Annotated in this window: 24 protein-coding genes and 1 tRNA gene; 13 read left to right on the top strand and 12 right to left on the bottom strand. The window is 60.4% G+C overall.

What is annotated here, in order from left to right; translation table 11 throughout:
- The first annotated feature begins 5 nt into the window (after window positions 1-5).
- Window positions 6-1,616, top strand: a complete 1,611-nt coding sequence (locus tag K0H47_RS13545) for an arylsulfatase (protein WP_177025675.1) — start codon at window positions 6-8, stop codon at window positions 1,614-1,616.
- Here the strand turns inward: K0H47_RS13545 and K0H47_RS13550 are convergent.
- On the bottom strand, window positions 1,588-2,667 hold the full coding sequence (locus tag K0H47_RS13550) for a fatty acid desaturase (protein WP_219272916.1): 1,080 nt from the start codon (window positions 2,665-2,667) through the stop codon (window positions 1,588-1,590). The two genes, K0H47_RS13545 and K0H47_RS13550, sit on opposite strands and share 29 nt — an antisense overlap.
- A 101-nt stretch (window positions 2,668-2,768) precedes the next feature.
- Here K0H47_RS13550 and K0H47_RS13555 point away from each other — a divergent pair, with 101 nt between their 5' ends.
- The gene (locus K0H47_RS13555; RefSeq protein ID WP_219272917.1) at window positions 2,769-3,773 is read left to right on the top strand and encodes an AraC family transcriptional regulator; all 1,005 of its coding nucleotides are present in this window, start codon (window positions 2,769-2,771) and stop codon (window positions 3,771-3,773) included.
- 145 nt (window positions 3,774-3,918) lie between these two features.
- Here the strand turns inward: K0H47_RS13555 and K0H47_RS13560 are convergent, their stop codons facing one another.
- Window positions 3,919-4,284 carry a response regulator gene (locus K0H47_RS13560; protein ID WP_003218132.1) on the bottom strand — a complete coding sequence of 122 codons (366 nt, stop codon included), beginning with the start codon at window positions 4,282-4,284 and terminating at the stop codon, window positions 3,919-3,921.
- A 38-nt stretch (window positions 4,285-4,322) separates the two neighbouring features.
- Complete coding sequence (locus K0H47_RS13565) at window positions 4,323-5,009, bottom strand: Crp/Fnr family transcriptional regulator (protein WP_093203019.1); 687 nt, start codon at window positions 5,007-5,009, stop codon at window positions 4,323-4,325.
- Between the two features lie 83 nt (window positions 5,010-5,092).
- On the opposite strand from K0H47_RS13565, the gene K0H47_RS13570 reads away from it, so the two are divergent.
- Window positions 5,093-5,617, top strand: coding sequence for a DUF962 domain-containing protein (locus tag K0H47_RS13570; protein ID WP_177069520.1), 525 nt, complete (start codon window positions 5,093-5,095; stop codon window positions 5,615-5,617).
- A 222-nt stretch (window positions 5,618-5,839) separates the two neighbouring features.
- Here the strand turns inward: K0H47_RS13570 and K0H47_RS13575 are convergent, their stop codons facing one another.
- The 6 genes from K0H47_RS13575 to dibA all read right to left on the bottom strand — a co-directional run bounded on the left by K0H47_RS13575 (window position 5,840) and on the right by dibA (window position 12,194).
- Entirely contained in the window at window positions 5,840-6,820 is a 981-nt protein-coding gene (locus tag K0H47_RS13575; RefSeq protein ID WP_063033633.1) for a sulfate/molybdate ABC transporter ATP-binding protein, read from the bottom strand.
- Window positions 6,821-6,823: 3 nt separating this feature from the next.
- A complete protein-coding gene (gene cysW / locus K0H47_RS13580) occupies window positions 6,824-7,696 on the bottom strand; it encodes a sulfate ABC transporter permease subunit CysW (RefSeq protein ID WP_017478064.1) in 873 nt (290 codons plus the stop codon).
- A 13-nt stretch (window positions 7,697-7,709) separates the two neighbouring features.
- Window positions 7,710-8,528 (bottom strand): sulfate ABC transporter permease subunit CysT, encoded by an 819-nt coding sequence (gene cysT / locus K0H47_RS13585; protein ID WP_003218141.1) that lies wholly within the window; start codon window positions 8,526-8,528, stop codon window positions 7,710-7,712.
- A 163-nt stretch (window positions 8,529-8,691) separates the two neighbouring features.
- Window positions 8,692-9,702: a sulfate ABC transporter substrate-binding protein gene (locus K0H47_RS13590; protein WP_003218143.1), complete on the bottom strand. Its 1,011-nt coding sequence runs from the start codon at window positions 9,700-9,702 to the stop codon at window positions 8,692-8,694.
- 76 nt (window positions 9,703-9,778) lie between these two features.
- The gene (gene oscA, locus K0H47_RS13595) at window positions 9,779-9,961 is read right to left on the bottom strand and encodes a sulfur starvation response protein OscA (protein ID WP_003170956.1); all 183 of its coding nucleotides are present in this window, start codon (window positions 9,959-9,961) and stop codon (window positions 9,779-9,781) included.
- A 322-nt stretch (window positions 9,962-10,283) separates the two neighbouring features.
- Window positions 10,284-12,194, bottom strand: a complete 1,911-nt coding sequence (gene dibA, locus K0H47_RS13600; RefSeq protein ID WP_063033634.1) for a phosphodiesterase DibA — start codon at window positions 12,192-12,194, stop codon at window positions 10,284-10,286.
- Between the two features lie 166 nt (window positions 12,195-12,360).
- On the opposite strand from dibA, the gene desA reads away from it, so the two are divergent.
- Entirely contained in the window at window positions 12,361-13,545 is a 1,185-nt protein-coding gene (gene desA / locus K0H47_RS13605) for a delta-9 fatty acid desaturase DesA (RefSeq protein ID WP_017478062.1), read from the top strand.
- A gap of 199 nt (window positions 13,546-13,744) precedes the next feature.
- Window positions 13,745-14,743: a sensor domain-containing diguanylate cyclase gene (locus K0H47_RS13610; RefSeq protein ID WP_063033635.1), complete on the top strand. Its 999-nt coding sequence runs from the start codon at window positions 13,745-13,747 to the stop codon at window positions 14,741-14,743.
- 121 nt (window positions 14,744-14,864) lie between these two features.
- Here the strand turns inward: K0H47_RS13610 and K0H47_RS13615 are convergent, their stop codons facing one another.
- The 3 genes from K0H47_RS13615 to gabD all read right to left on the bottom strand — a co-directional run bounded on the left by K0H47_RS13615 (window position 14,865) and on the right by gabD (window position 19,113).
- Entirely contained in the window at window positions 14,865-16,073 is a 1,209-nt protein-coding gene (locus K0H47_RS13615; RefSeq protein ID WP_063033636.1) for an HDOD domain-containing protein, read from the bottom strand.
- Window positions 16,074-16,210: 137 nt separating this feature from the next.
- The gene (gene gabT / locus K0H47_RS13620) at window positions 16,211-17,488 is read right to left on the bottom strand and encodes a 4-aminobutyrate--2-oxoglutarate transaminase (protein WP_063033637.1); all 1,278 of its coding nucleotides are present in this window, start codon (window positions 17,486-17,488) and stop codon (window positions 16,211-16,213) included.
- Between the two features lie 182 nt (window positions 17,489-17,670).
- A complete protein-coding gene (gene gabD / locus K0H47_RS13625) occupies window positions 17,671-19,113 on the bottom strand; it encodes an NADP-dependent succinate-semialdehyde dehydrogenase (protein WP_003218155.1) in 1,443 nt (480 codons plus the stop codon).
- 395 nt (window positions 19,114-19,508) lie between these two features.
- Here gabD and K0H47_RS13630 point away from each other — a divergent pair.
- The 8 genes from K0H47_RS13630 to K0H47_RS13665 all read left to right on the top strand — a co-directional run bounded on the left by K0H47_RS13630 (window position 19,509) and on the right by K0H47_RS13665 (window position 23,457).
- A tRNA-Arg gene (locus K0H47_RS13630) sits at window positions 19,509-19,585 on the top strand.
- Between the two features lie 168 nt (window positions 19,586-19,753).
- A complete protein-coding gene (locus K0H47_RS13635; protein ID WP_219272919.1) occupies window positions 19,754-20,995 on the top strand; it encodes a tyrosine-type recombinase/integrase in 1,242 nt (413 codons plus the stop codon).
- Window positions 20,995-21,873, top strand: coding sequence for a hypothetical protein (locus K0H47_RS13640; protein WP_219272921.1), 879 nt, complete (start codon window positions 20,995-20,997; stop codon window positions 21,871-21,873). The genes K0H47_RS13635 and K0H47_RS13640 overlap by 1 nt, the downstream gene beginning before the upstream one ends.
- A gap of 97 nt (window positions 21,874-21,970) precedes the next feature.
- Entirely contained in the window at window positions 21,971-22,195 is a 225-nt protein-coding gene (locus K0H47_RS13645; RefSeq protein ID WP_083221770.1) for a helix-turn-helix domain-containing protein, read from the top strand.
- Between the two features lie 239 nt (window positions 22,196-22,434).
- Window positions 22,435-22,668, top strand: a complete 234-nt coding sequence (locus K0H47_RS13650; protein WP_242527077.1) for a hypothetical protein — start codon at window positions 22,435-22,437, stop codon at window positions 22,666-22,668.
- 47 nt (window positions 22,669-22,715) lie between these two features.
- Window positions 22,716-22,907, top strand: coding sequence for an AlpA family transcriptional regulator (locus K0H47_RS13655; RefSeq protein ID WP_099170295.1), 192 nt, complete (start codon window positions 22,716-22,718; stop codon window positions 22,905-22,907).
- On the top strand, window positions 22,904-23,203 hold the full coding sequence (locus K0H47_RS13660) for an AlpA family transcriptional regulator (protein ID WP_219272922.1): 300 nt from the start codon (window positions 22,904-22,906) through the stop codon (window positions 23,201-23,203). The genes K0H47_RS13655 and K0H47_RS13660 overlap by 4 nt, the downstream gene beginning before the upstream one ends.
- Window positions 23,200-23,457 carry a hypothetical protein gene (locus K0H47_RS13665; RefSeq protein WP_169863858.1) on the top strand — a complete coding sequence of 86 codons (258 nt, stop codon included), beginning with the start codon at window positions 23,200-23,202 and terminating at the stop codon, window positions 23,455-23,457. Before K0H47_RS13660 ends, K0H47_RS13665 begins: the two co-directional genes overlap by 4 nt.
- Window positions 23,458-23,615: the final 158 nt, after the last annotated feature.

The raw sequence follows: 23,615 nt of genomic DNA on the forward strand, positions 1-23,615 counted from the left end.
TATTGATGCCGCAACGTCCCAACTTTTTAGTGATCCTGGCCGATGACATGGGCTTCTCCGACCTCGGAGCCTTCGGCGGCGAAATCGCCACGCCGCACCTCGATGCCCTGGCACTCAACGGCCTGCGCCTGACCGACTTCCACACCGCGCCCACCTGCTCGCCGACCCGCTCGATGCTGCTCACCGGCACCGACCACCATATCGCCGGGATCGGCACCATGGCCGAGGCGCTCACCCCGGAGCTGATCGGCAAACCGGGCTACGAGGGCTACCTCAACGACAAAGTGGTCGCCCTGCCGGAGCTGCTGCGCGACGCCGGTTACCAGACCCTGATGAGCGGCAAATGGCACCTGGGCCTGACCGCCGAGCTTGCGCCCCATGCCCGGGGTTTCGAGCGTTCGTTCTCGCTGTTGCCGGGGGCGGCCAACCACTATGGGTTCGAACCGACCTACGACGACACCACGCCAGGGCTGCTCAAATCCACCCCGGCGCTGTACATCGAGGACGACACCTTCGTCGAACAGTTGCCCAAGGATTTCTATTCCTCCGACGCCTTTGGCGACAAGCTGCTGCAGTACCTCAAGGAACGGGACCAGACCCGGCCGTTCTTCGCTTACCTGCCGTTTTCTGCCCCGCACTGGCCGTTGCAGGCCCCCGCAGAGATCGTCGACAAATACCGTGGCCGCTACGATGCCGGTCCCGAAGTGTTGCGCCTGGAACGCCTGGAAAAACTCAAGGCGCTGGGGCTGATCGATGCGGATGTGGAACCCCATCCGTTGATCGAATTGAACACCCAGTGGGCGGCCCTGAGCGACGAGCAACGCCAGGTGTCGGCGCGGGCGATGGAGGTGTATGCAGCGATGGTCGAGCGCATGGACTGGAACATCGGCCGGGTGGTCGAGTACCTGCGCAAACAAGGGCAACTGGACAACACCTTTATCCTGTTCATGTCGGATAACGGTGCCGAAGGTGCCCTGCTGGAAGCCTTCCCCAAATTCGGCCCGGAGCTGCTGACCTACCTCAACCAGCATTACGACAACCGTCTGGAGAACATCGGCCGCGCCAATTCCTACGTGTGGTACGGCCCGGCCTGGGCTCAAGTCGCAACCGCGCCGTCACGGCTGTTCAAGGCGTTTACCACCGAAGGCGGGATCCGCGTGCCGGCGCTGGTGCATTACCCGCAGTTGTCCCTCAAGGGCCGGATCAGCCATGGCTTCGGCACGGTGATGGACATCACGCCGACCATCCTCGACCTCGCCGGCGTGCGCCATCCAGGCAAACAGTGGCGCGGTAAACCGGTTGCGCCGTTGCGTGGCAAGTCGTGGCTGGGGTTCCTGTCCGGCGAGACCGAACAGGTGCATGACGAACACACCGTCACCGGCTGGGAGCTGTTTGGCCGCCGGGCGATTCGCCAGGGCCAATGGAAAGCCGTGTACATCCCGGGCCCCGTGGGGCCTGCCACCTGGCAACTGTACGACCTGGGCCAGGACCCCGGCGAAATCCATGACCTTGCCCAAAGCCACCCGCAAAAGCTGGCGACCCTGATCGGCCACTGGCAGCAGTACGTCGAAGAGACCGGGGTGATCCTCAGCGCGTCGCCGTTTCAGCCGGATTGATCGCCACCGATGAATGGGCCGCGCGCTCAAACCGATTGGCCCGGGCAAAGGTGCCGAAATCGTTGAAGCGCACGCCCATTTCAGCCATCACCTTGTGCGCCGTTTTCACCGTCATCTGGCGGATGTAGAACGGCTCCTTGACCACGAAATGATGAATCCCGTGGGTGCTGCCGAAGTTGAAGCAGAACGCCTGCAACGGCCACAACCACCACGGGTTGAGCACCTGGGTTTGCTGGATCACATTGCCCGGCTCGATGTCACCGTAGTAGTGCATGTTGGAGCTGACAAAGTGCAGGCAGAAGGTGCGCAGCACGTTGGGCCCGATGATCACCACGGCGGCGATGTCGATGATGTGCATCACCGCCAGGGTGTTGGCTGACCAGTCGATTGGCGCGCCCAGCAGGCTGGCGATGCCATTGGCGGCATGAAAGCCCAGGAACACATACCACGCGCCCCAATGCAGCAGCGCCAGCGGTGCATAGACCAGCGCCGTGCGCTTGAGAATGCCCAGCTTGTGCTTCCAGGTCGGTGCCCGCAGCACCCGGATCAGCGCCGACATGATGTTGTCGCCGACCATCAGCAGGCGTGCGAAGCCCCACGGCTCACCGTTGGTGATTGCACGCTCTTCGATGTCGGTTTCGCTGCCGGACACCTTGTGGTGGTTGAGGTGGATATGGCGCCGTACCCAGGGGTTGATGGTGCTGGGTCGCGCCAGCCACACCAGGCCCATCATCAGGTTGTGGGGCAGGCGCTGCTTGCGAAAGTACATGCTGTGGATCAGGTCGTGTTCCAGCTCGTGGGTCAGCGACGCCAGGAACGCGTTCAGCAGCAGGCACACCCACCACGCCATGTGCCCGGTGATATACAGCGCCGCCGAACCCAGCATGCCCATCAGGGCAAAGGTCAGGATGCCCGCGCCCAACGCGTCCTGATGCAGCAGCCAGGGGTGGCGCTGACGCAATAACTGACCCTCGGCCAGCACCACTTCACGAATATGCGCTGAACGCTGTTGTGCGTTCATCTGCCGGGGGCTTGCAGAAGTACCGTCCATGCTTCCATCCTCTGTCTTATTGATGCGTACATCCTGCCCTATGCGATCTGGCGGGACGCTAGCCCCACACGCCAACCTGTTGACCGCAAGCGCCAATCAACATGACCGAACCGACCTCCCTCGCCAGCTGGACCCGCGCCCTGCGCAAGCAGCTCGACGCCCTGGGCCTCGACAGCGCCGCGTTGTGCGCCCAGGCCGGGCTTGACCCGCAGTTGATGGACGATCCCAACGCACGTTATCCGTTATCGGCCACCACGCGCCTGTGGGAACTGGCGGTACAGGCCAGCGGCGACCCGGCGATTGGTTTGCGGGTGTCGCGGTTTGTCAGCCCCACCACCTTTCATGCGCTGGGTTATGCGCTGGTGGCCAGCGGCAGCCTGCGGGAAGTGTTCGAGCGGATCGTGCGCTATCACCAGGTGGTCAGCGACGCCCTGAGCCTGGAGCTTAGCCGGGAGGGCGAACGTTACCGCTTTCGCCTGCAACAGCCTGCCGGCACACCCGCGCCGGCGTTTGAAGCGATTGATGCGTTCGCCGCGATTTATGTGCGCACTTGCCGCAATCGACTGGGGCGCGAATATGCGCCGCTGGCGGTGTACCTGAGGCGGCCCGAGCCGGCCGATCCCAAGCCATGGCACACGGTGTTTCGCGCACCCGTATTTTTCGCCGCCGAGGAAGACCGTCTGGAATTCGCAACCCAGGACTTTGACAGTCACCTGGACGACGCCAATCCGGAGTTGGCCGAACACAATGAAACCGTGCTCAAGCGCACCTTGGCGCAACTGCGGCCGCTGACCTGGGAGCGCAAGGTGCGTTCGGCCATCGAAGCGCAGTTACCTGACGGTGAACCGAGCGCCGAGCGCATCGCCCAGGCGTTGCATTTGAGTTTGCGCAGCTTGCAGCGGCACCTGGCGGACGAGGGCTGCCGGTTTGATGCGCTGCTCAATGAGTGCCGGGAGAACCTCGCGCTGCTGCACCTGCGGGACCCCGAGTGTTCGCTGGCGGAGATCAGTCATTTGCTGGGGTTTGCCGATACCAGCAGCTTCAACCGGGCGTTCAAGCGCTGGACCGGGATCACGCCGGGGCAGTTTCGGGATGGGTTGAGGTAGCTGGAGTTGCGGTGGCTGTGAGGGCCTCTTCGCGAGCAAGCCCGCTCCCACATTTGACCGAGTACATCCTTTGGAATGCGGTCAAATGTGGGAGCGGGCTTGCTCGCGAAAGCGGTCGATCAAACACCACAAAAGCCAGAATCAGTCAGCGCCCCCGATCCCGCCTCAACACCTTCTTCACCCGCGCCACCAACGCCCGGGCCTCAAACGGCTTGAGCAAATAATCGTCCTCATGCAATTCCAACCCACGCAGCCGGTCTTCAATCCCGTCGGGCGTGGTCAAAAACAACATCGGCGTCTCACCCTTCAACCGAATCGCCTGCTGCAGCTTCCAGGCATTCAACCCCGGCAGCATCACATCCAGGATCACCAGGTCGTATTCGGTGCTTTCCACAAAGCGCAGGGCCGCCATGCCGTTGGCCGCCACCTCCACCGTGTAACTGGCCTCTTCAAGACTGCGGCCCATCGCCTCGGCCGCCTCTGACTCGTGTTCCACTAGCAGGACGCGCATAACACACCTCGAATAATCGTGAACGCAGGCTACCACCCTCAGGCGTGCGCCGCCTCGCGCAAACGCTGCGGGTCGAGGATTTCGATCTCGCCATAGCCCAGGCGCACGATGCCTTGGCCTTGCAGGTCCTTGAGCAACGCATTGGTGGTCTGGCGCGACAGGCTCAACATCGCGGCCAGGTCTTCCTGGGGCAATTGCAGTACGTGTCGGGCCTGCTCGATGTCGCCGTAGCCTTCGGCGATCATCAACAAGCGGTGCGCCACCCGCACCGACGCCGGCATCAGGCTCAATTGCTCGATATTGATAAAGGTCAGGCGCAGCTTCTGGCTCATCAACAGGGCCATGTCGCGCCAGTAACGCGGAGTCTCTTCGAGGATCTGCAGCAACGCCGGTTGCGGCACCTGCAACAACGTACAAGGCCCGACCGCGCAGGCGTCGTGGGTGCGGGGCAACCCGTCGAACAGGGAGATCTCGCCGAACCAGTACGGCAACTCCGCCAGGCTCAACACCGCTTCCTTGCCCTGCTCGTTTACCGCGCTGATGCGCAAGGAGCCTTCCAGCACCGCGTACAACCCACACGGCGGGTCGCCGCGCTTGAACAGGTATTGCCCCGCCGTCAGCTGCCGCAACCGGGCGCTGGTCAGCAAGCTATTCTGTAGATCATCAGGCAGATGGCTGTACCAGTGACCGGTGGCCAACCGTGGGTGCCATTTCTCTACATCCATGCGAACTCCGAAGATTGTCGGCCAGTTGACAGTGTGTCGCGGGCCTACAGGGCATGATCAAACATCCTACAGGAGGAACAACAATGAAAAGCCTCGTCGACCATCTCAGTCAATACGCCGCCTACCACCGCGACCCGCGCAACATCGCCAGCCACTTTATCGGCATCCCGCTGATTGTGGTGGCGGTGGCCGTGCTGCTGTCGCGCCCCGAATGGACGGTGGCCGGGCTCTGGCTGTCGCCTGCGGTGCTGCTGGCACTGTTCTCGGCGTGGTTCTATTTGCGTCTGGAGCTGGCACTTGGTGTGCTGATGACGGTGCTGATGGGCCTGTCGGTGTGGGCCGGGCATGTGCTGGCGGCGCAAAGCACGCTGGTGTGGCTGAGCAGCGGCATCGGCATGTTCGTGGTGGGCTGGGTGATCCAGTTTGTGGGGCATTACTACGAGGGGCGCAAGCCGGCGTTTGTCGATGACGTGTCCGGGCTGATCGTGGGGCCGTTGTTTGTGGTGGCGGAGTTGGCGTTTCTGGTGGGGCTGCGGCATGACCTGAAGCGGCAGATTGAAGAGCGTTCGGGGCCGGTTCGGACACACAGGAAAAACGCCACGGCCTGAAGGTCAATGGAGTACCAATGTGGGAGCGGGCTTGCTCGCGAAAGCGGTGATTCAGTCGATACATCTGGTGACTGACACTCCGCTTTCGCGAGCAAGCCCGCTCCCACATGATCGTTCCCACGCTCTGCGTGGGAATGCAGCCCGGGACGCTCCGCGTCCTGAAGCGTGACGCAGAGCGTCACAAGAGGCGTTCCCACGCGGAGCGTGGGAACGATCAACGTCTTAGGCTTTTTGCCAGACCTTGGGCTTGAAGAACAACGTCTCGCCCCGCGCCAGGCCGGTCAGGCTGTCGTGGTCTTTCACCACTTCTGCCTCGATCAACTCGCTCTGGCCTTCGACCTTCAGGGTCACCCGGGTGGTCGCGCCAAGCGGGCGAATATCACGCACTTCAGCCGCGTGGTGGTCCTCCAGCTCATGGCGCGACAGCGACACTTCATGCGGGCGGAACAGCACGTGCTTGTCTTCACCCAAGTGCAGACGATTCGAATCCCCAAGGAAGTGATAAACGAAATCGCTGGCCGGGTTTTCGTAGACTTCGCCCGGTGAGCCGATCTGCTCGATCACGCCCTTGTTCATCACCACGATGCGGTCCGCCACTTCCATGGCTTCTTCCTGGTCGTGGGTCACGAACACCGAGGTCAGGTTGATGTCTTCGTGCAGGCGCGCCAGCCAGCGGCGCAGTTCTTTACGAACCTTGGCATCCAGGGCGCCGAACGGTTCATCCAGCAGCAACACTTTAGGCTCTACCGCCAGGGCGCGGGCCAGGGCGATACGCTGGCGCTGGCCACCGGAGAGTTGTTCCGGGTAGCGATCCGACAGCCAATCGAGCTGCACCATGTTCAGCAACTCGTGGACTTTTACCGCGATCTGGCTTTCGGTCGGGCGCTGGTTTTTCGGTTTCATGCGCAGGCCGAACGCGACGTTGTCGAATACGGTCATGTGGCGGAACAGGGCGTAGTGCTGGAACACAAAGCCGACGTTACGATCACGCACGTCGTGGCCGGAAACGTCTTCACCGTGGAACACAATGCTGCCGGCATCCGGGGTTTCGAGCCCGGCGATGATCCGCAGCAAGGTGGTCTTGCCGCAGCCAGACGGGCCCAGCAACGCCACCAGCTCGCCACTCTGGATGTCCAGGTTGATGCTGTTCAGGGCCTTGAAGGCGTTGAAATTCTTGCTGACATTACGGACTTCGATCGACATGACTTATTCCTCAGCCGCACCGGCGCGCAGGCGGTTAATACGGTTCTCGCTCCACTGCTTGAGCAGCAGGATGAAGAGCGCCAGGATCAGCAACAGGCTCGCGACGGCAAACGCGGCGACGTGGTTGTATTCGTTGTAGAGGATCTCGACGTGCAGCGGCAAGGTGTTGGTCACGCCGCGAATGTGGCCGGACACCACCGACACTGCACCGAACTCACCCATGGCCCGCGCGGTACACAGCACCACGCCGTAGATCAGGCCCCACTTGATGTTCGGCACGGTGACATGCCAGAACATCTGCCAGCCGTTGGCGCCCAGCAGGCGCGCGGCCTCTTCTTCCTGGGTACCTTGTTCCTGCATCAGCGGGATCAACTCACGGGCCACGAATGGCACGGTGACGAAGATCGTCGCCAGCACGATGCCCGGCAAGGCGAACACGATCTGGATGTCATGGTCCTGCAGCCACGGGCCAAAGAAGCCCTGGGCGCCGAACATCAACACGTAGACCAAACCGGCGATCACCGGCGAGACCGAGAACGGCAGGTCGATCAGGGTCACCAGGATACTTTTGCCACGGAACGAGTACTTGCTCACGCACCAGGCGGCGCTGACGCCGAACACCACGTTGAGCGGTACCGAAATCACCACGGCGATCACCGTGAGTTTCAACGCCGACAGCGCGTCCGGCTCAAGGATCGCGGTGAAGAACGCACCCAGGCCATTCTTCAGGCCCTGGGATACCACGATAAACAGCGGTAGCAGCAAAAACAGGAAGAACACCAGCCAGCCAAGGCTGATCAGGATGCGTCGGGACACCGCACTGCCACGACGGGCAGCGTTGGCCGAGGACGCGGCGGAAATAGACGATTGGGACATGTTCCGCGCCTCCTTATGGGTGTTCGATGCGCCGCTGCAGCAAGTTGATCAGCAGCAACAGGACAAAGGAAACCACCAGCATCAGCACACCGATGGACGTGGCGCCGTGGTAGTCGTATTGGTCGAGCTTGACCATGATCAGCAGCGGCAGGATCTCGGTTTTCATCGGCATGTTGCCGGCGATGAAGATTACCGAACCGTACTCACCGACACCTCGTGCAAACGCCAAGGCGAAGCCGGTCAACCAGGCCGGCAGCAGCGCCGGCACCAGGATGTAGCGGAACACTTGCAAGGGCTTGGCGCCAAGGCAGGCGGCCGCTTCTTCGATTTCCCTGGGGATATCGGCCAACACCGGCTGCACGGTACGCACCACGAATGGCAGCGTGACAAAGGTCAACGCCAGGGTGATACCCAAGGGGGTGTAGGCGATCTTGAAGCCCAGGTCGGCGGCGAACTGGCCTACCAGGCCGGTGGGCGTGTACAGCGCGGTGAGTGCAATACCGGCGACGGCGGTGGGCAGGGCGAACGGCAAGTCGATCATCGCATCGATGATCTTGCGCCCGGGGAAGGTGTAGCGCACCAGTACCCAGGCCAGCAGGGTACCGATCACGCCGTTGATGATCGCGGCATACAACGCAGTGCCGAAGCTCAGTTTCAACGCCGCCAGCACACGGGGTGCGGAGATGATGTTCCAGAACTGATCCCAAGTGAGTTGAGCGGCGTGTACAAACATCGCCGCCAGGGGGATGAGTACGATCAGGCTGAGGTACACCACGGTGTAGCCCAGCGTCAGCCCGAAGCCGGGTATGACGGGGGAGATACGACGCGACATAAGAGTCCTTGGTTAGCGGGTAGATACCACTGTAGGAGCGAGCTTCTGTGGGAGCTGGCTTGCCTGCGATGCCGGCACCCCGGTGTATCAGTTACACCGAGGTGATGCTATCGCGGGCAAGCCCGGCTCCCACAGAAAGCTGGCTCCTACAGTTTGATTTTGCTTACTGCGCCGAGTAAATCTGGTCGAACACGCCACCGTCATTGAAGAATTTCGGCTGGGCAGTTTTCCAGCCGCCGAAGTCTTTGTCGATAGTCACCAGGTCCAGTTTCGGGAACTGCTGGGCGTATTTGGCGGCGACTTTCTCATCGCGTGGGCGGTAGAAGTTCTTCGCCGCAATCTCCTGGCCAGCCGGGCTGTACAGGTGCTTGAGGTACTCGGTGGCAATCTCGGTGTTGCCCTTTTTCTCGGCGTTCTTGTCGACCACGGCCACTGGCGGCTCGGCGAGGATCGACAGCGAAGGTACAACAATGTCGAACTTGTCGGCGCCACCGTCTTCCTTCAGGGCCAGGAAGGCTTCGTTTTCCCAGGCCAGCAACACGTCACCCTGACCGTTGTTGACGAAGGTGATGGTCGAACCGCGCGCGCCGGTGTCGAGGATCGGCACGTGCTTGAACAGCTCTTTCACGTATTCCTGGGCCTTGGCTTCGCTGCCACCGGCTTTCAGGCCGTAGGCCCAGGCGGCGAGGAAGTTCCAGCGGGCGCCGCCGGAGGTTTTCGGATTCGGGGTGATCACGGACACGTCTTTCTTGATCAGGTCGCCCCAATCCTTGATGCCTTTAGGATTGCCCTTGCGCACCAGGAACACGATGGTCGAGGTGTACGGAGTGCTGGCGTCCGGCAGGCGGGTTTGCCAGTTTTCCGGCAGGGTCTTGCCCAGTTTTGCGATTTCGTCGATGTCGCCGGCCAGGGCCAGGGTCACGACGTCGGCACGCAGGCCGTCGATCACCGCGCGGCCTTGCTTGCCCGAACCACCGTGGGATTGCTGGATCTTGACGTTGTCACCCGGGTGCGACTGCTTCCAGAAGCTGGTGAATTCAGCGTTGTAGTCCTGGTAAAGCTCGCGGGTCGGGTCGTAAGACACGTTAAGCAGTTCGTAATCCTTGGCAACAGCGGAACCGGCAAACACGGCACTGGCCAGTGCTGCCAGGGCATAACGGCGAATCGACGACATAGAAGGCTCCTGAAATTCTGGGGTGTTGGCTTTTTTCTTATAGTTGCGGGTCTTGCAATCGAATCGCCGATCTTGCTCAGCTCGGTTTATTGCCCGGGTTCTGCAAACGGAATTTTTCTTTGCGTTCGATCTGTACTACCTGGGCGTTGTGCACAGTGATTTCCACCGCACCAAACCGCAGATCGCGCAGGGCGCTCTGGATCTCGCGCAAAATGGCTGCTTCGTCCTGGCCGTCAACGCTACGTAGAGATGCGCTCATGGTCGTGCTCCTGAAATGAGAAGTGCCTCGCAGTGGCGGCACTGCTTGCGGCGTGAGGGCGATAGTAGATAAGCGCGGATATTCTTAAAAATACTATTTAAGAATGTTTATATAACCAGAAAGAATTTTCTGGTGGGACGTGGGGTTGCGAGAGGTTTTGCGGGCCGACCCGTGAAATAAAGCCGTGTGGAGATCCAAATGTGGGAGCGGGCTTGCTCGCGAAGGCGGCGTGTCAGTCAATACATAGGTTGGCTGATCCACCGTATTCGCGAGCAAGCCCACTCCCACACTTGATCCTGTTTCAAATCGAGCCAGGCGGCGTTTAGCAAATTGTCGGCGCTCTATGCCAATCCAGCTCACTGGCCGGCATCGGCCGACCAAACCAGTACCCTTGGCCCAGGTCGCACTGTTGGTCCAACAGAAACCGCGCCTGATCGACCTGCTCGATGCCCTCGGCATGCACCTGCATGCCCATGCTCTGCGCCAACGCGATTACCACCCGCACAATCGCCGCATCGTCCTCATCCCACGGCAACCCGGCGACAAAGCCCTGATCGATCTTCAGCTTCTGCACCGGCAGCCGCTTGAGCCGCAGCAGCGATGAATAACCGGTGCCAAAGTCATCAATGGCCAGGCGAAGGCCCAACTCCCGCAGGCGGTGCATCTGCTCAAGGGCGACTTCCGGGTCTTCCATGACCGCGCTTTCGGTCACTTCCAACTCCAGAAATGCCGGATCCAGCCCGGTGTCGTGCAATACCTTGGCCACTTGGTCGTACAGCTCGCGCCGGGCAAACAGGCGACTGGACACATTCACCGCGAGAAACGTGAGCGGCGCGCCGTCGGCCAGCCACTGGCACATCTGGCGGCAAGCCTGGTCCATGACCCAGGCGTCGATATCGGCAATCAGCCCGGTACGCTCGGCAATCGGGATGAAATCTCCCGGCGGCACCAAACCGCGCTCCGGGTGCTGCCAGCGCACCAGGGCTTCGACGCCGATCAGGCGGCTGTTCTGCAGTTCGTGCACCGGTTGGTAATAGACCCGCAGTTCTTGCTGCTCCAGGGCGCGGCGCAGTTCGCCGGCCATTTCCACCCGGTGCTGGGCGTGGGCCGTGAGTTCTTCGGTGTACAAGGCGTAGCCTTCGCGGCCAGCGCTTTTGGCCTTGAACAACGCGGAGTCGGCGTTGCGCAGCAATTGCTCGGCGCTCAGGGCATCGCTGGGGAACAGGCTGATGCCGATGCTAGCGCTGATAAACAGTTGATGACCGTCGAAGATGAACGGCTCTTTCATCGCGTCGAGAATACGTTGTGCCAGCGCGGCAGCCTGGACCAGCTGTGGACAACTTTCCGCCAGCACCGCGAATTCGTCGCCGCCCAATCGTGCCAGGGTCACGCCGGGGCCGAACAGGCCTTGCAGGCGCTCGCCGACCGTCTTGAGCAACTGGTCGCCGACGTTATGGCCGAGGCTGTCGTTGATGATCTTGAAGTGGTCGAGGTCCAGCAGCAGCAAGGCGCAGCCGCGTTTATGGGCCTGCGCCGACGCCAGGGCCTGTTCGGCGCGGTCGGTGAACAGCAGGCGGTTAGGCAGGTCGGTCAGCGGATCGTGGTGGGCCAGGTGCGCCAACTCGTGCTCCGAGTGTTTGATGGCGCTGATGTCGGAGAACACCGCGACGTAGTGGCTGATCTGGCCCTGATCATCGCGGATCACCCGGATGGTCTGCCACTGGGGGTAGATTTCGCCGCTTTTTCGGCGGTTCCAGATTTCGCCGCTCCACTCACCGTCGCGCTCCAGGGTCTGGAACATGGCTTGGTAGAAACTGGCCGAGTGACGTCCGGACTTGAACAGGCTCGGCCGGTGGCCCAATACGTCTTCGCACTGGTAGCCGGTGATTTCGATAAAGGCCCGGTTTACGTGAACAATCAGCCCCTGGGCGTCAGTGACCAGCACACCTTCACGGGTGCAATCGAATACGGCAGCGGCCTGGCGCAGGCGCTCACGGTTTTCCCGCAGTGGCTGCTGGACCAGGTTCGCCCGGGCAAAACGGGCGCAGAGCAGGTAGATCACCAGGGCACTGAGGCTGACCCACACGTAACCGCGCATCTGAAGCCAGCGGCCCAGTTCCACGGGTTCATCGATAAAGTTGATCAATACCTGATGGCTGAGCTGAATCCACACAATCGAAACCAGCAGGTACACCAGCCCTGCACGCAGGGCACCTCGGTATGAAAACAGCATATGTTTAGTGATCCTTACTAAAAAACCAGATTCGCCCTACAAAGGTTACGGATTATAGAATAAGAAACATCCAGTCACTCCTATCTGAAAGGGCGGCTGGTTTTATCTGTAGGCTTAGTGATAATGCGCAAGCTGGTTTTTTCTTTATCTGAGGGCCATACAGCCTATGTGGTACAACGGTTTTCTTGACTTGTCGGCCTGGCAACTGGTGGCAGTCACTCTGTTGATGACCCACGTGACCATTGTCGGGGTCACGGTCTATCTGCACCGCTATTCAGCCCACCGCTCCCTGGAGCTCAATGCTGGCCTGAAACACTTCTTCCGCTTCTGGCTGTGGCTCACCACGGCGCAGAACACCCGCGAGTGGACCGCTATCCACCGTAAACACCACGCCAAGTGCGAAACCGTCGACGATCCCCACAGCCCGGTGATCAAGGGCCTGTCCACCGTGCTGCGCAAAGGCGCCGAGCTGTACCGCGCCGAGGCCGAAAACCCCGAGACCCTGCGCATCTACGGCAAGAACTGCCCGGAAGACTGGATCGAACGCAAGCTCTACACCCCCTACCCGCTGTTGGGCGTGGCGATCATGGGCGTGATCGACCTGCTGCTGTTCGGCACCATCGGCATCACCATCTGGGCCATCCAGATGATGTGGATCCCGTTCTGGGCCGCCGGCGTGATCAACGGCCTGGGCCATGCCATCGGCTACCGCAACTTCGAATGCCGTGATGCGGCGACCAACCTGATTCCCTGGGGCATCATCGTTGGCGGCGAAGAACTGCATAACAACCACCACACCTATCCCAACTCCGCCAAACTGTCGGTGAAGAAATGGGAGTTCGACCTGGGCTGGGCCTGGATCAAAGTGTTCAGCTTCCTGCGCCTGGCCAAGGTGCAACGGGTCGCGCCGATCGCCCACCAGGTCGAAGGCAAGGGCCACCTGGACATGGACACCGCCATGGCGATCCTCAACAACCGCTTCCAGATCATGGCCCAGTACCGCAAGTTGGTGATTGGCCCGCTGGTCAAGCAGGAACTGGAGAAGGTCGATCACTCGGTGCGTCACCAATTCCATCGCGCCAAGCGCCTGCTGTCGCGGGAAACCAGCCTGCTGGATGACCGTCACCACGTGCGCATCCAAAGCATGCTGGAACACAGCCAGGCCCTGAAAGTGATCTATGAGAAGCGCCTGGCCCTGCAACAGATCTGGCTGAAAACCAGCACCAACGGCCACGACATGCTGGCGGCGATCAAGGAATGGGTACACGAGGCCGAAGCCAGCGGGATTCAATCCCTGCGGGACTTTGCCCATCAACTGAAGACCTATTCGCTGCGGCCTGCGGCGGTCTGATACGTACCATGGCGAGGGAGCAACTCCCTCGCCACCGGTTTTTGACGCCATATACCGGACGCGGCCTAATCACGCGCAATCGGCACTGATAACGGAACTTAGCTGCAAATTCCCCCTCTCAAACAACACTTCGCCATCCCGGCGGCCCTTGTTGTAACAGCTGCCCAACCCCGCGGCATGCCCAGAGAGAGTTGTGCCGATGGTCCCCGAAAAGACCTTCACCGACACCCCCGTCCACGACCAGCCACGACCGGCAGCCGCCGCTACGTTGCTGGCGCTGATGCATGCCCAAGGCGAAGTGGAACGCTTGAGTGAACGCGAGCAACTGCTGAGTTCACTGCTGGTCAGCGTGAATGCCGTGCTCTGGGCCATCGAGTGGGACACCCGCCGTGTGCTGTATGTCAGCCCGGCCTATGAGCGGGTTTTCGGACGTGCGGCAGGCATGCTGCTGGCCGACCATCGGGAATGGCGCAACAGCATTCACCCCGAAGACCTCGACTACGCCGAGCACAGCCTCGCCCAGGTGCTGCACAGTGGCGCCGTGGAAGACCGCGAGTACCGCATCATCACCGCCGACGGGCAGATCCGCTGGCTCAGCGACAAGTGCTACATCAGCCAGCAGGCCGAGCCCGGCCAACCCGTGATCGTGGTGGGCATGGCCGAGGACATCACTGAAAAGAAGCAGCTTGAGCTGGAACTCCATCGCCTGGCCACTACCGACGTGCTGACCCGCAGCAGCAACCGCCGGCACTTCTTCGAGTGCGCCCACCACGAGTTCGAACGCGCCTGTTTGCAAGGCACGCCTTTGGCGTTCCTGTTGCTGGACATTGATGACTTCAAAGTGGTCAACGACACCTACGGCCACCTGGAGGGCGATCAGGTGTTGCAGCGTATCGCCGAGAGCGGTCGAGGGGTTCTGCGCCGTGGCGACCTGTTCGGGCGCATTGGCGGCGAAGAATTCGCCGCTGTGCTGCCCGGTTGCGCACCGGAGATGGCAATGCAGGTGGCCCAACGCCTGGGACACGAGATCGCGCAACTGAGTTTCAGCCATGACGGTGAGAGCTACGCGGTCACCGTCAGCCAGGGCCTGGCCAGCCTGACAGCCGAGGATGCCAACGTGGATAGCCTGTTCGCCCGCGCCGACGCCGCGATGTACGAGGCCAAGCGCCAAGGCAAAAACCGCGTGCTCGTCGGCTGACGCTACACGATTACCTGTGGGAGCCGGACTTGCCCGCGATGCAGGCACCTTGGTGGGTCAGTTGTACCGGGATGATGCTATCGCAGGCAAACCAGCTCCCACACTGGGCCCGCATCGCCTGCTAGGTTTTGCGCATACGCGTCAATTCCGGCAAACCCACCTTGAGCAAGCGTGCCGTCTTGCCTTTCGCCAATGCCTCGACGCCTTCATGCTCGGTCAGTCGCGCCAGCTGCGCCGCCAGGTTCACCACCAGCGCCTCCCGGGAATACACCCCACCTTCCAGCGAATATATCGCCGCGATCAACTGGCGCAACTCCAGCGGCAAGCGCCAGCGTGTGCGCAACGCCGAGCCATAGGCAGCGCCGAAGGTGTAGAGAGACTCGCCAATCGCTTCGTCATCCAGTTCGCCGCCACCCTGCAACCAGTCTTGCAGACACCGCAGCAAGGCCAGGTCGCCGAGGCGATGGAGGATGCCGGCGCTGTAGCAGCGCTCGTGATCAAGGTCGAGCATCCGCGCCAGGCTGCGGGCGTAATCGGCGGTGCGTTGGGAAAGCTGCCAGTAACGCTCGGCGTAATCCTTGAGGCCAGGGTCGCTCAGCACCACGTTGTGCTTGAGGGCCAGCCCCAGGATCAGGTTCATGCTCTGCCCGGCCGCCAGCTTGTGCAGGGCCATGGCCAGGGTTTGTACCGGCGAGCCGTGATACCCGGCGCTGTTGGCGGCGGCGATCAGCACGGCGGTGATTTGCGGGTCCACGCGCACCTGCTCCTCCAGACGCCTGAGGTCCAAGCCTTCCGGTTCCAGGCTATGTTGCACCGCGGCCTGCACGTCGACCCGCAGCGGGGCGCCGTCGGAGGCTTCGCGGCGGCGCTCCAGAAACACCGGCAAGGTCATGCCCGGCGCCAGGGCCGGGACTTCGCAATACACCGTCTCGCCTTCATTCAGCAGCAGGTCTTGCAGGCGCTGGGTCAGGCTTTCCATGTTCAGGGGTTTGGTCAGGTACGCCGTCGGCGCCAGGGGCAAGACTTCGTGCACGCTGGCGCTGTCGTTGCGGGTGCCCAGCAGGATAAACGGCAACAGCGGCGTGCGCCGTTGCTGGCGCACACTGCGCAACAGGCTCAGGCCATCGACGCCGGGCAGCTCCCAATCAGCGAGGATCAAGTCGTAGGGTTTGTCACGCAGCAGCTCGGCGGCTTGCTGGCCATCGGCGCACACATCCAGCCGTGCGTCACAGCGCACATTCAGCAACACCTGCTTGAGCAAATCCCGGGACCAAGGGTCGGCCTCGGCAATCAGCACACGGGGTACAGCAGGTAAATCAACAGCAGTCATCCAGCACGCTCCATCGGCAATACCAGCACCTTAGACAAAGGAGCCGCCCGGGTACAATGAACAACGGCTGAATACCGTTCATCGGGCACAAAAAAACCCGCCTAAGCGGGTTTTTTGTCGATCAGGTCAACTTTCGATCACAGCTCGGAGAAGCACTCTTCGATGATCGCCAGGCCTTTGTCCAACTGCTCGTCCGGCGAGGTCAGCGGAACCAGCACGCGCAACACGTTGCCATAGGTGCCGCAGGACAGCAGGATCAAGCCCTTGTCGCGAGCCTTGGCCACCACGGAAGCAACCGCAGCGGCGTTCGGCTTGTGGCTGTCGCCATCTTCGAACAGCTCGACCGCAATCATTGCGCCCAGGGCACGCACTTCGCCGATCACCGGGTACTTGGCCTGGATAGCTTTCAGGCCGGTCACCAGGCGCTCGCCGACAGCCTTGCAGCGGTCCAGCAGGTGCTCTTCTTCGAACACGTCCATCACGGCCAGGGCCGCGGCGCAAGCGATCGGGCTACCAGCGTAAGTGCCGCCCAGGCCACCTGGGGCGATGGCGTCCATGTATTCAGCCTTGCCGCATACGCCGGCCAGCGGGAAGCCGCCTGCGATGGATTTGGCGAAGGTGGTCAGGTCGGCGGCAACGCCCATCTGTTCCATGGCAAAGAAGGTACCGGTACGGCCGGCACCGGTTTGCACTTCGTCGGCGATCAGCAGGATGCCGTGCTTGTCGCACAGTTCGCGCAGGCGCTTCATGAACGATTTAGGCGCGACGTAGAAACCGCCTTCGCCCTGCACCGGCTCGATGATGATGGCAGCGATATCACGCGGCTCGGCATCGTTCTTGAAGATGCGTTCGATGCTGGCGATGGAGTCGTCATCGCTCACACCGTGCAGTTCGTTCGGGAACAGCGCGCGGAACACGCCACCTGGCATCAGGCCCATGCCGGCCGAGTACGGCACGACTTTGCCGGTGAGGCCCAGGGTCATCATGGTGCGACCATGGTAGGCGCCGGTGAACGCGATCACGCCGGCACGGCCAGTGGCGGCACGGGCGATCTTCACGGCGTTTTCTACCGCTTCGGAACCGGTGGTGACCAGCAGGGTTTTCTTGGCGAAATCACCCGGCACCTTGGCGTTAACTTTTTCGCACAGCTCAACGTACGGCTCGTAGGCCAGTACCTGGAAGCAGGTGTGAGTCAGCTTGTTCAGCTGTTCGGTCACGGCCGCGATGATTTTCGGGTGCACGTGACCGGTGTTCAGCACGGCGATACCGCCAGCGAAGTCGATGAACTCGCGACCTTCAACGTCGGTCACGGTGGCGTTCTTCGCCGACTCGGCGAAGATCGGGTGAATCTGGCCAACACCACGTGGTACAGCGGCTTCGCGGCGTTTCATCAGGGATGCGTTGGTCTTGCTCATAAAGTCCTCATTCGCCACTCATCGGGTGGCGTGGTCCAAGGAATACGTGGCGGGGAGGCAACTACGGCAGCATGCGATGATCGACTGCCACAGCTTTCCCGGCCACTACGAATAACGGTGTGAAACACGCAAAGGGACAGCGCTCTCGTGCCCTTTGCGTTTGCTGCAAGCTCGCGCCGGGCTTAGATGCCCAGGCAGAGGTATTTGATTTCCAGGTAATCCTCGATCCCGTACTTGGAGCCTTCACGGCCCAGGCCCGAAGCCTTGATGCCGCCGAACGGCGCCACTTCGTTGGAGATCAACCCGGTGTTGACGCCGACCATGCCGTATTCCAGGGCTTCAGCCACACGGAACACACGGCCCAGGTCGCGGGCATAAAAGTAGGACGCCAGGCCGAACTCGGTGTCGTTGGACATCGCGATCACTTCGGCTTCGTCTTTGAAACGGAACAGCGGCGCCAGTGGGCCGAAGGTTTCTTCCTTGGCCACGGCAGCGTCTTTCGGCACGTTGACCAGGATGGTCGGCTCGAAGAAGTTGCCTTCCATCACCTTGCCGCCGGCCAACAGGGTCGCGCCTTTGCTCAGGGCATCAGCGATGTGTTCCTGAACCTTGGCCACGGCCTTCTCGTCGATCAGCGGACCGGTGGTGGTGCCTTCTTCCAGACCGTTGCCGATCTTCAGCTTGGCCACCGCCACTTTCAGTTTTTCGGCGAACGCGTCGTACACCGAATCCTGAATGTACAGACGGTTGGCGCAGACGCAGGTTTGGCCATTGTTGCGGTACTTGGAAATGATCGCGCCTTCGACGGCCTTATCCAGGTCTGCGTCGTCGAACACGATGAACGGCGCGTTGCCGCCCAGTTCCAGGGAGACTTTCTTGATGTCCTTGGCGCATTCGGCCATCAGCTGGCGACCGATTTCGGTGGAGCCGGTGAAGGACAATTTACGCACGATCGGGTTGCTGGTCAGCTCGCTGCCGATATCGCCGGCGCTGCCGGAGACCACGCTGAACACGCCTTTCGGAATGCCGGCACGCTGGGCCAGTTCAGCCAGGGCGAACGCGGAGAACGGGGTTTGCGACGCAGGCTTGAGCACCATGGTGCAACCAGCGGCCAAGGCCGGGCCGGCTTTACGGGTGATCATCGCGGCCGGGAAGTTCCACGGCGTGATGGCAGCGGTAACACCGATCGGTTGCTTGATCACGATCAGGCGCTTGTCCGGCTGGTGGCCGGGAATCACATCACCGTAGACGCGCTTGGCTTCTTCGGCGAACCACTCGATGAACGAAGCGGCGTAAACGATTTCGCCCTTGGCTTCGGCCAGCGGCTTGCCTTGTTCCAGGGTCATCAGGCGAGCCAGGTCGTCCTGGTTCTCGATAATCAGCTCGAACCAGCGACGCAGCTTGTTGGCGCGGTCCTTGGCGGTGAGTGCACGCCAGGCCGGCAGGGCCTTGTCAGCTGCTTCAATGGCGCGACGGGTTTCGGCGGCGCCCATTTTTGGCACGGTACCGAGGATTTCGCCGGTAGCGGGGTTGTTGACCTTGATCGTTTGACCGTTGTCCGCATCGACCCAAGCGCCATCAATGAAGGCTTGCTGGCGGAACAACTGGGTGTCTTTGAGCTGCATGTCGGCTTTCCTTAACAGCACCGCGCACGCGCGGAGCGAATTAGAGTTGTTGAAAGGCGCCTTGAGGGCTGCCGTCAGGGAAATCATTCACTGGGCGCAAGCACGTAAATAGCGCACGAAAGGACAAATGTGCGGTTCAGCACCCAGGCAGGAGCGTTTGAAATCTCAAACGAATCCTAGGATCAATGGGGGTGCAGGGCAATAGTCTGTTCGAAAAAAAGAACGAAAACGGCGCATTTGCTCCATTTTTCTGATCAGCGTGTTTCAGGCGAGTTCAACCGTAATTCGTCGAGATGCCCGGCACAGGGCTTCGGCAGCGCTTAATCCTACTGGCAGCAGGCCGAAAAGCGGCATGGACGCCCAAGGTCGACATGGGTATGATGTCGCCCGCACAAGCATCCGTAGCTCAGCTGGATAGAGTACTGCCCTCCGAAGGCAGGGGTCGTGGGTTCGAATCCCGCCGGGTGCACCAAAATGATGTTTCTGGTTGTCTCCTGATGACTACGAAACGCCCCGCAAAGCCCGCCCTGTGCGGGCTTTGTTGTTTCTGCTTGTCTATAGTCATCTCCCCTCATACTTCAGCTGTGTGTATCCCTCGGTGTATCCTTGGCCATATCTAGAACCGAGGGGATACACGAGCGTGAAACGGTCAGAAATCAAACGCAGGCCGCTCAGTGACACCGCGCTAGCAAGCATCGAACCCGAGACCAGGGAATATCGCGAGCTCGACGGCAGCGGCCTCTATCTGCGCGTTAAGCCGGATGGCCAGAAATCCTGGCAACTTCGATACAAAAACCAAGCGGGCAAGTGGAGCTGGCTTGGCTTAGGCGGCTACCCGGAGGTCAGTGGTGCGCTGGCCAGGAAAAAGGCCGCCGAGCACCGCAAGGAAATAGCCAACGGCGGCGACCCTATCGCTGCACGCAAAGCCCGCAAGGCGGCTGAACTCGAAGCGGCAACAAACACGTTCGAGATCCTGGCTCGCGAGTGGATCGAAATTCGCAGCCCTGGCTGGGAAGCCAGCACCGCAAAACGCACAGTCGGCGCTCTACAGCTCCACGTCTTCCCCGTTTTCGGCAAAAGACCGTATGCAGAGATAACGCCCAAGCAATGGATGGACTTTCTACAAACACTTGAGCGAAAGGGAATCCTTGAACAAATGAGCCGCGTTCGCCGCTCCTGCAAGGAAATCTACGATCTGGCGAGAGTGACAGGCAGAGCCATTCACAATCCGCTGGAAGGCCTTAGTCGTTTCCTGCAATCCAAGCCAGCCGAGAACTACGCCCACGTCACGGCGAAAGAGCTTCCTGAACTGCTCCGCGCCATCCGCACATATCCTCACGCTTTAGATCTGCGCCTTGGCCTGCACCTATTGACGCTGACCGGCGTGCGGCCAAGCGAGCTACGTGAGGCGCCTTGGTCGGAGTTTGACCTTGAAAACGCACTTTGGAGCATCCCGGCTGCCCGCATGAAAAAGCGCCGCGACCATCTAGTACCTCTGTCAAAGCAGGCGGTTAAAGCGCTCCGAGAGCTACACACGTTGAATGGTCGTTATCCACTGCTCTTCCCTGGTCGTAGTGACCGGAAAAAGCCTCGCAGCAATATGGCATTCAACATGGCCTTACGACGCCTGGGATACGAGGGGCGACAGACAGCCCATGGCTTCCGACACATCGCATCGACCCTGCTACGCGAAAATAACTTCCCTCGTGAGCACGTGGAGGCCCAGTTAGCTCACGTTGAAGGCGGAGTCTCCGGGGTTTACAACAAAGCTATTTACCTGGAGCAACGCCGGCAAATGATGCAGTGGTATGCCGACCGTCTGGACCTTCTGGAGCGCGGCAATGTTGTGAGCGTCGATTTTCATGCAAAGGAGCAAGCGTGATGACTAGCTATGCATTCAAAGAGTGGCTGACATTCGACGAAGCAGCAGCTTGGCTCACCGACGCAACCGGAACCCCCTATGACAAAGAGGCGATTTCACGAGCAGCGGAAAACGACCGGCTACCTGTGCATTACTGGCCAACCGATGACGCTCATATAGGGCTGTACCGACTCAAGCTGCTACCAGGCTCAGGGGACGTAGTGGAATCACCGCTGAACCTTGACAGTGATGCATGCGAGGTTTTGTGCTTCATAGATGGGCCGGTCCCCGTTCGGCTCTATCGACTGTTCAGGTCAGCGGCACAGATGTTAGCTCACGGGCGACCAGTGGGGCTTTCAGCCAGCTTAGGACCCGATGGACTCTACGGTTGTTATCGCATTGGTGAGAACGACCGGCCTCTGAGCATCATGCAGGGGAACTACGAAATATTGATTCACCTTGCTGATCTTGAACGCCTCAAGAACAACCTACCGATGCCCGCGTCGGCGCCCCCTCACGACTTCATCTTCACTGAAGGTACTTTTCCAGCGATTGAGCAAACCCTATGTCTGGCCCGCAGCGCTGTTAACTGGAGCAGCTATCCAAACACAGAGCCGCCAATACCTGAATTCGTTGCTGAGTCCGAGCGGCGTCCTGAGCCACTATTGAGGGCGCTAGGCCTAGCTGCCCATCTGATCGCAGAACTAGGCGGCGAGCTGGATCAGAACGAGCAGCTAGTGAGTCGACGTAGACGATACACACGAGGGGGCTCACCCAACATCACGACCATCTCCAAAGCGCTAGCGAACACCGCCACCAAGCTTCGTCATGATGGCCATAACTTCCAAGGAGCAGGGTTCGAAAAATTACTCAGGCAAGCTTTGAAGGAGATTGAGTAACCCGATTTCCGAATTCGGAAATCGGAAGGAATCCAAATGGGCTCAGGCTCTAAGCATCCTCGCCACGTAGTCGCAAACCGCACTTACGGAGACGAAGATGCCTCTATCCATCACTACATCGCACACCGCTGACCTCTGGACACCAGCTCGCGCCGCGCGTGAGTTGGGCATATCAGTTCGTACTCTTGCATCCTGGCGTAGCAGTGGACGCCACAATCTCCCCTACGTGAAAGTAGGCCGCCTGGTGCGCTATCGCGAGCGAGATGTAGGCACCTGGCTCGAGAGCCACCTAACAGGTATCTCCGGAGGGACCAATCGATGACGTCTCTCATTGCTGGCAGTTTCTGGAGCGCGGAATCTACCTGTCGCGGCGCCGCCTACAACTCCTCAAGGTTCCAGGCCAGGGCGGGATTAGTGATGCTTGAGGCGTCCAGACCCGGAGGCAAAATCCCGATGCTCACCAGCGCTCAATCCAGCAGACCACAACAAGGCACGAAGCGCCGCTGTCCAGATTGCGGTTCGGCGCTAATCAAACGCAGCTCAAGCAGTGAGCATCTGCTCATGTCAAAAACGCTTCTTGTGTGCAAGAACGCAGTTTGTGGTGCCACGTTCACTGGCGTCGACGAAATCACCCATCGCCTGAGCCCGCCCAGTTGGCCAAATCCAGAAATACAGTTGCCTTACGCCCCTAGCGCAATTCGCAGAGGCATACACAGAGAGCGGGACCTACCTACACACGAAGATCATCCACCCGCCCTCAGCCAGCCTCAAAACGAAAGCGAGGTACGGCCATGAGTAAGCAGATAGATAGACGAGACAACATGGTCGTCGCACTGGTACGCATGCCAGAACTACAGATGCTCACCGGGCTAGCACGCCCCACTGTCTACAAAATGATTCAGCGCGACCCTACGTTTCCTCGACCGGTGAAGCTCAACGACAGCGGCGCCCGAAATGCGCCAGTGGCGTTCGTGCTGAGTGAGGTTCAAGCCTGGATCAATGGACGCATAGAGGCACGGGAGCAACGAGCATGAGCAAAGCGGTGCGTAAACCATTCCAACCGATCAAACGTTTGGAGCTGGGAAACCGCCTCCTACGCCGCCGCGACGTGGAGCAGAAGACAGGCAAGAGCAGAGCCGCAATCTATGCAGATATCCGGTCCGGCACCTTCCCGGAACCTATTCCAATTGGCATCAACAGCGTGGCCTGGCTGGAGGCTGAGATCGATCAGTGGATTGCTGACCGTATGGAGGAACGTAACCAAACACGAGAGAAAAAAGCGATGCGGGGGACGCATTCGGCTGAATTACTTTCGGAGATTCACTCATGACCACAATCACATTATCTGTCGACGGGCATTCGATCCGTTTTCCCCTAGACGACTTACGCAGCCTGGAGACGGTTCTCCTGAACGCAGCACGTCGCCCTGGTCAGGAGGCATTTTGCGCGACCGCCAGTGGACGCATGACAGCCATCCTCGAACTCAATACCGCCAAGTCCGGCATGACCAGTACAGCTAGCCCAAGCGGGCAACATCACTTCAATGAAAGTGGTAGCGGTGCGATTCAACTAACCGACTGCTAACCCCTAACTGCACTGAGTATTCAAGCTGCTGCCTAGCTTAACGCCGGGTGGTCTGGAGTTTTTCATGCCTAAAAAAAGACAAAACCCCGGCAAGCGCGCCAACGCTGCCAGGGCCACATACCACACCACACACAGGTCGAAGTTTATCACCACGAGCA

This window comes from Pseudomonas sp. Xaverov 83 (genome assembly GCF_019352905.1).
Lineage (GTDB): Bacteria > Pseudomonadota > Gammaproteobacteria > Pseudomonadales > Pseudomonadaceae > Aquipseudomonas > Aquipseudomonas yamanorum.

Coding starts and splice junctions, on each gene's coding strand:
- K0H47_RS13570 (WP_177069520.1), top strand. CDS start 5,093: ATGAAAAGCCTCGTCGACCATCTCAGTCAATACGCCGCCTACCACCGC.
- K0H47_RS13645 (WP_083221770.1), top strand. CDS start 21,971: ATGCCTCTATCCATCACTACATCGCACACCGCTGACCTCTGGACACCA.
- dibA (WP_063033634.1), bottom strand. CDS start 12,194: ATGCTGTTTTCATACCGAGGTGCCCTGCGTGCAGGGCTGGTGTACCTG.
- K0H47_RS13550 (WP_219272916.1), bottom strand. CDS start 2,667: ATGGACGGTACTTCTGCAAGCCCCCGGCAGATGAACGCACAACAGCGT.
- gabT (WP_063033637.1), bottom strand. CDS start 17,488: ATGAGCAAGACCAACGCATCCCTGATGAAACGCCGCGAAGCCGCTGTA.
- K0H47_RS13590 (WP_003218143.1), bottom strand. CDS start 9,702: ATGTCGTCGATTCGCCGTTATGCCCTGGCAGCACTGGCCAGTGCCGTG.
- gabD (WP_003218155.1), bottom strand. CDS start 19,113: ATGCAGCTCAAAGACACCCAGTTGTTCCGCCAGCAAGCCTTCATTGAT.
- cysT (WP_003218141.1), bottom strand. CDS start 8,528: ATGTCGCGTCGTATCTCCCCCGTCATACCCGGCTTCGGGCTGACGCTG.
- K0H47_RS13545 (WP_177025675.1), top strand. CDS start 6: ATGCCGCAACGTCCCAACTTTTTAGTGATCCTGGCCGATGACATGGGC.
- K0H47_RS13640 (WP_219272921.1), top strand. CDS start 20,995: ATGACTAGCTATGCATTCAAAGAGTGGCTGACATTCGACGAAGCAGCA.
- desA (WP_017478062.1), top strand. CDS start 12,361: ATGTGGTACAACGGTTTTCTTGACTTGTCGGCCTGGCAACTGGTGGCA.
- K0H47_RS13560 (WP_003218132.1), bottom strand. CDS start 4,284: ATGCGCGTCCTGCTAGTGGAACACGAGTCAGAGGCGGCCGAGGCGATG.
- K0H47_RS13565 (WP_093203019.1), bottom strand. CDS start 5,009: ATGGATGTAGAGAAATGGCACCCACGGTTGGCCACCGGTCACTGGTAC.
- K0H47_RS13655 (WP_099170295.1), top strand. CDS start 22,716: ATGCCAGAACTACAGATGCTCACCGGGCTAGCACGCCCCACTGTCTAC.
- cysW (WP_017478064.1), bottom strand. CDS start 7,696: ATGTCCCAATCGTCTATTTCCGCCGCGTCCTCGGCCAACGCTGCCCGT.
- K0H47_RS13555 (WP_219272917.1), top strand. CDS start 2,769: ATGACCGAACCGACCTCCCTCGCCAGCTGGACCCGCGCCCTGCGCAAG.
- K0H47_RS13650 (WP_242527077.1), top strand. CDS start 22,435: ATGTCAAAAACGCTTCTTGTGTGCAAGAACGCAGTTTGTGGTGCCACG.
- K0H47_RS13610 (WP_063033635.1), top strand. CDS start 13,745: ATGGTCCCCGAAAAGACCTTCACCGACACCCCCGTCCACGACCAGCCA.
- oscA (WP_003170956.1), bottom strand. CDS start 9,961: ATGAGCGCATCTCTACGTAGCGTTGACGGCCAGGACGAAGCAGCCATT.
- K0H47_RS13575 (WP_063033633.1), bottom strand. CDS start 6,820: ATGTCGATCGAAGTCCGTAATGTCAGCAAGAATTTCAACGCCTTCAAG.
- K0H47_RS13615 (WP_063033636.1), bottom strand. CDS start 16,073: ATGACTGCTGTTGATTTACCTGCTGTACCCCGTGTGCTGATTGCCGAG.
- K0H47_RS13665 (WP_169863858.1), top strand. CDS start 23,200: ATGACCACAATCACATTATCTGTCGACGGGCATTCGATCCGTTTTCCC.
- K0H47_RS13660 (WP_219272922.1), top strand. CDS start 22,904: ATGAGCAAAGCGGTGCGTAAACCATTCCAACCGATCAAACGTTTGGAG.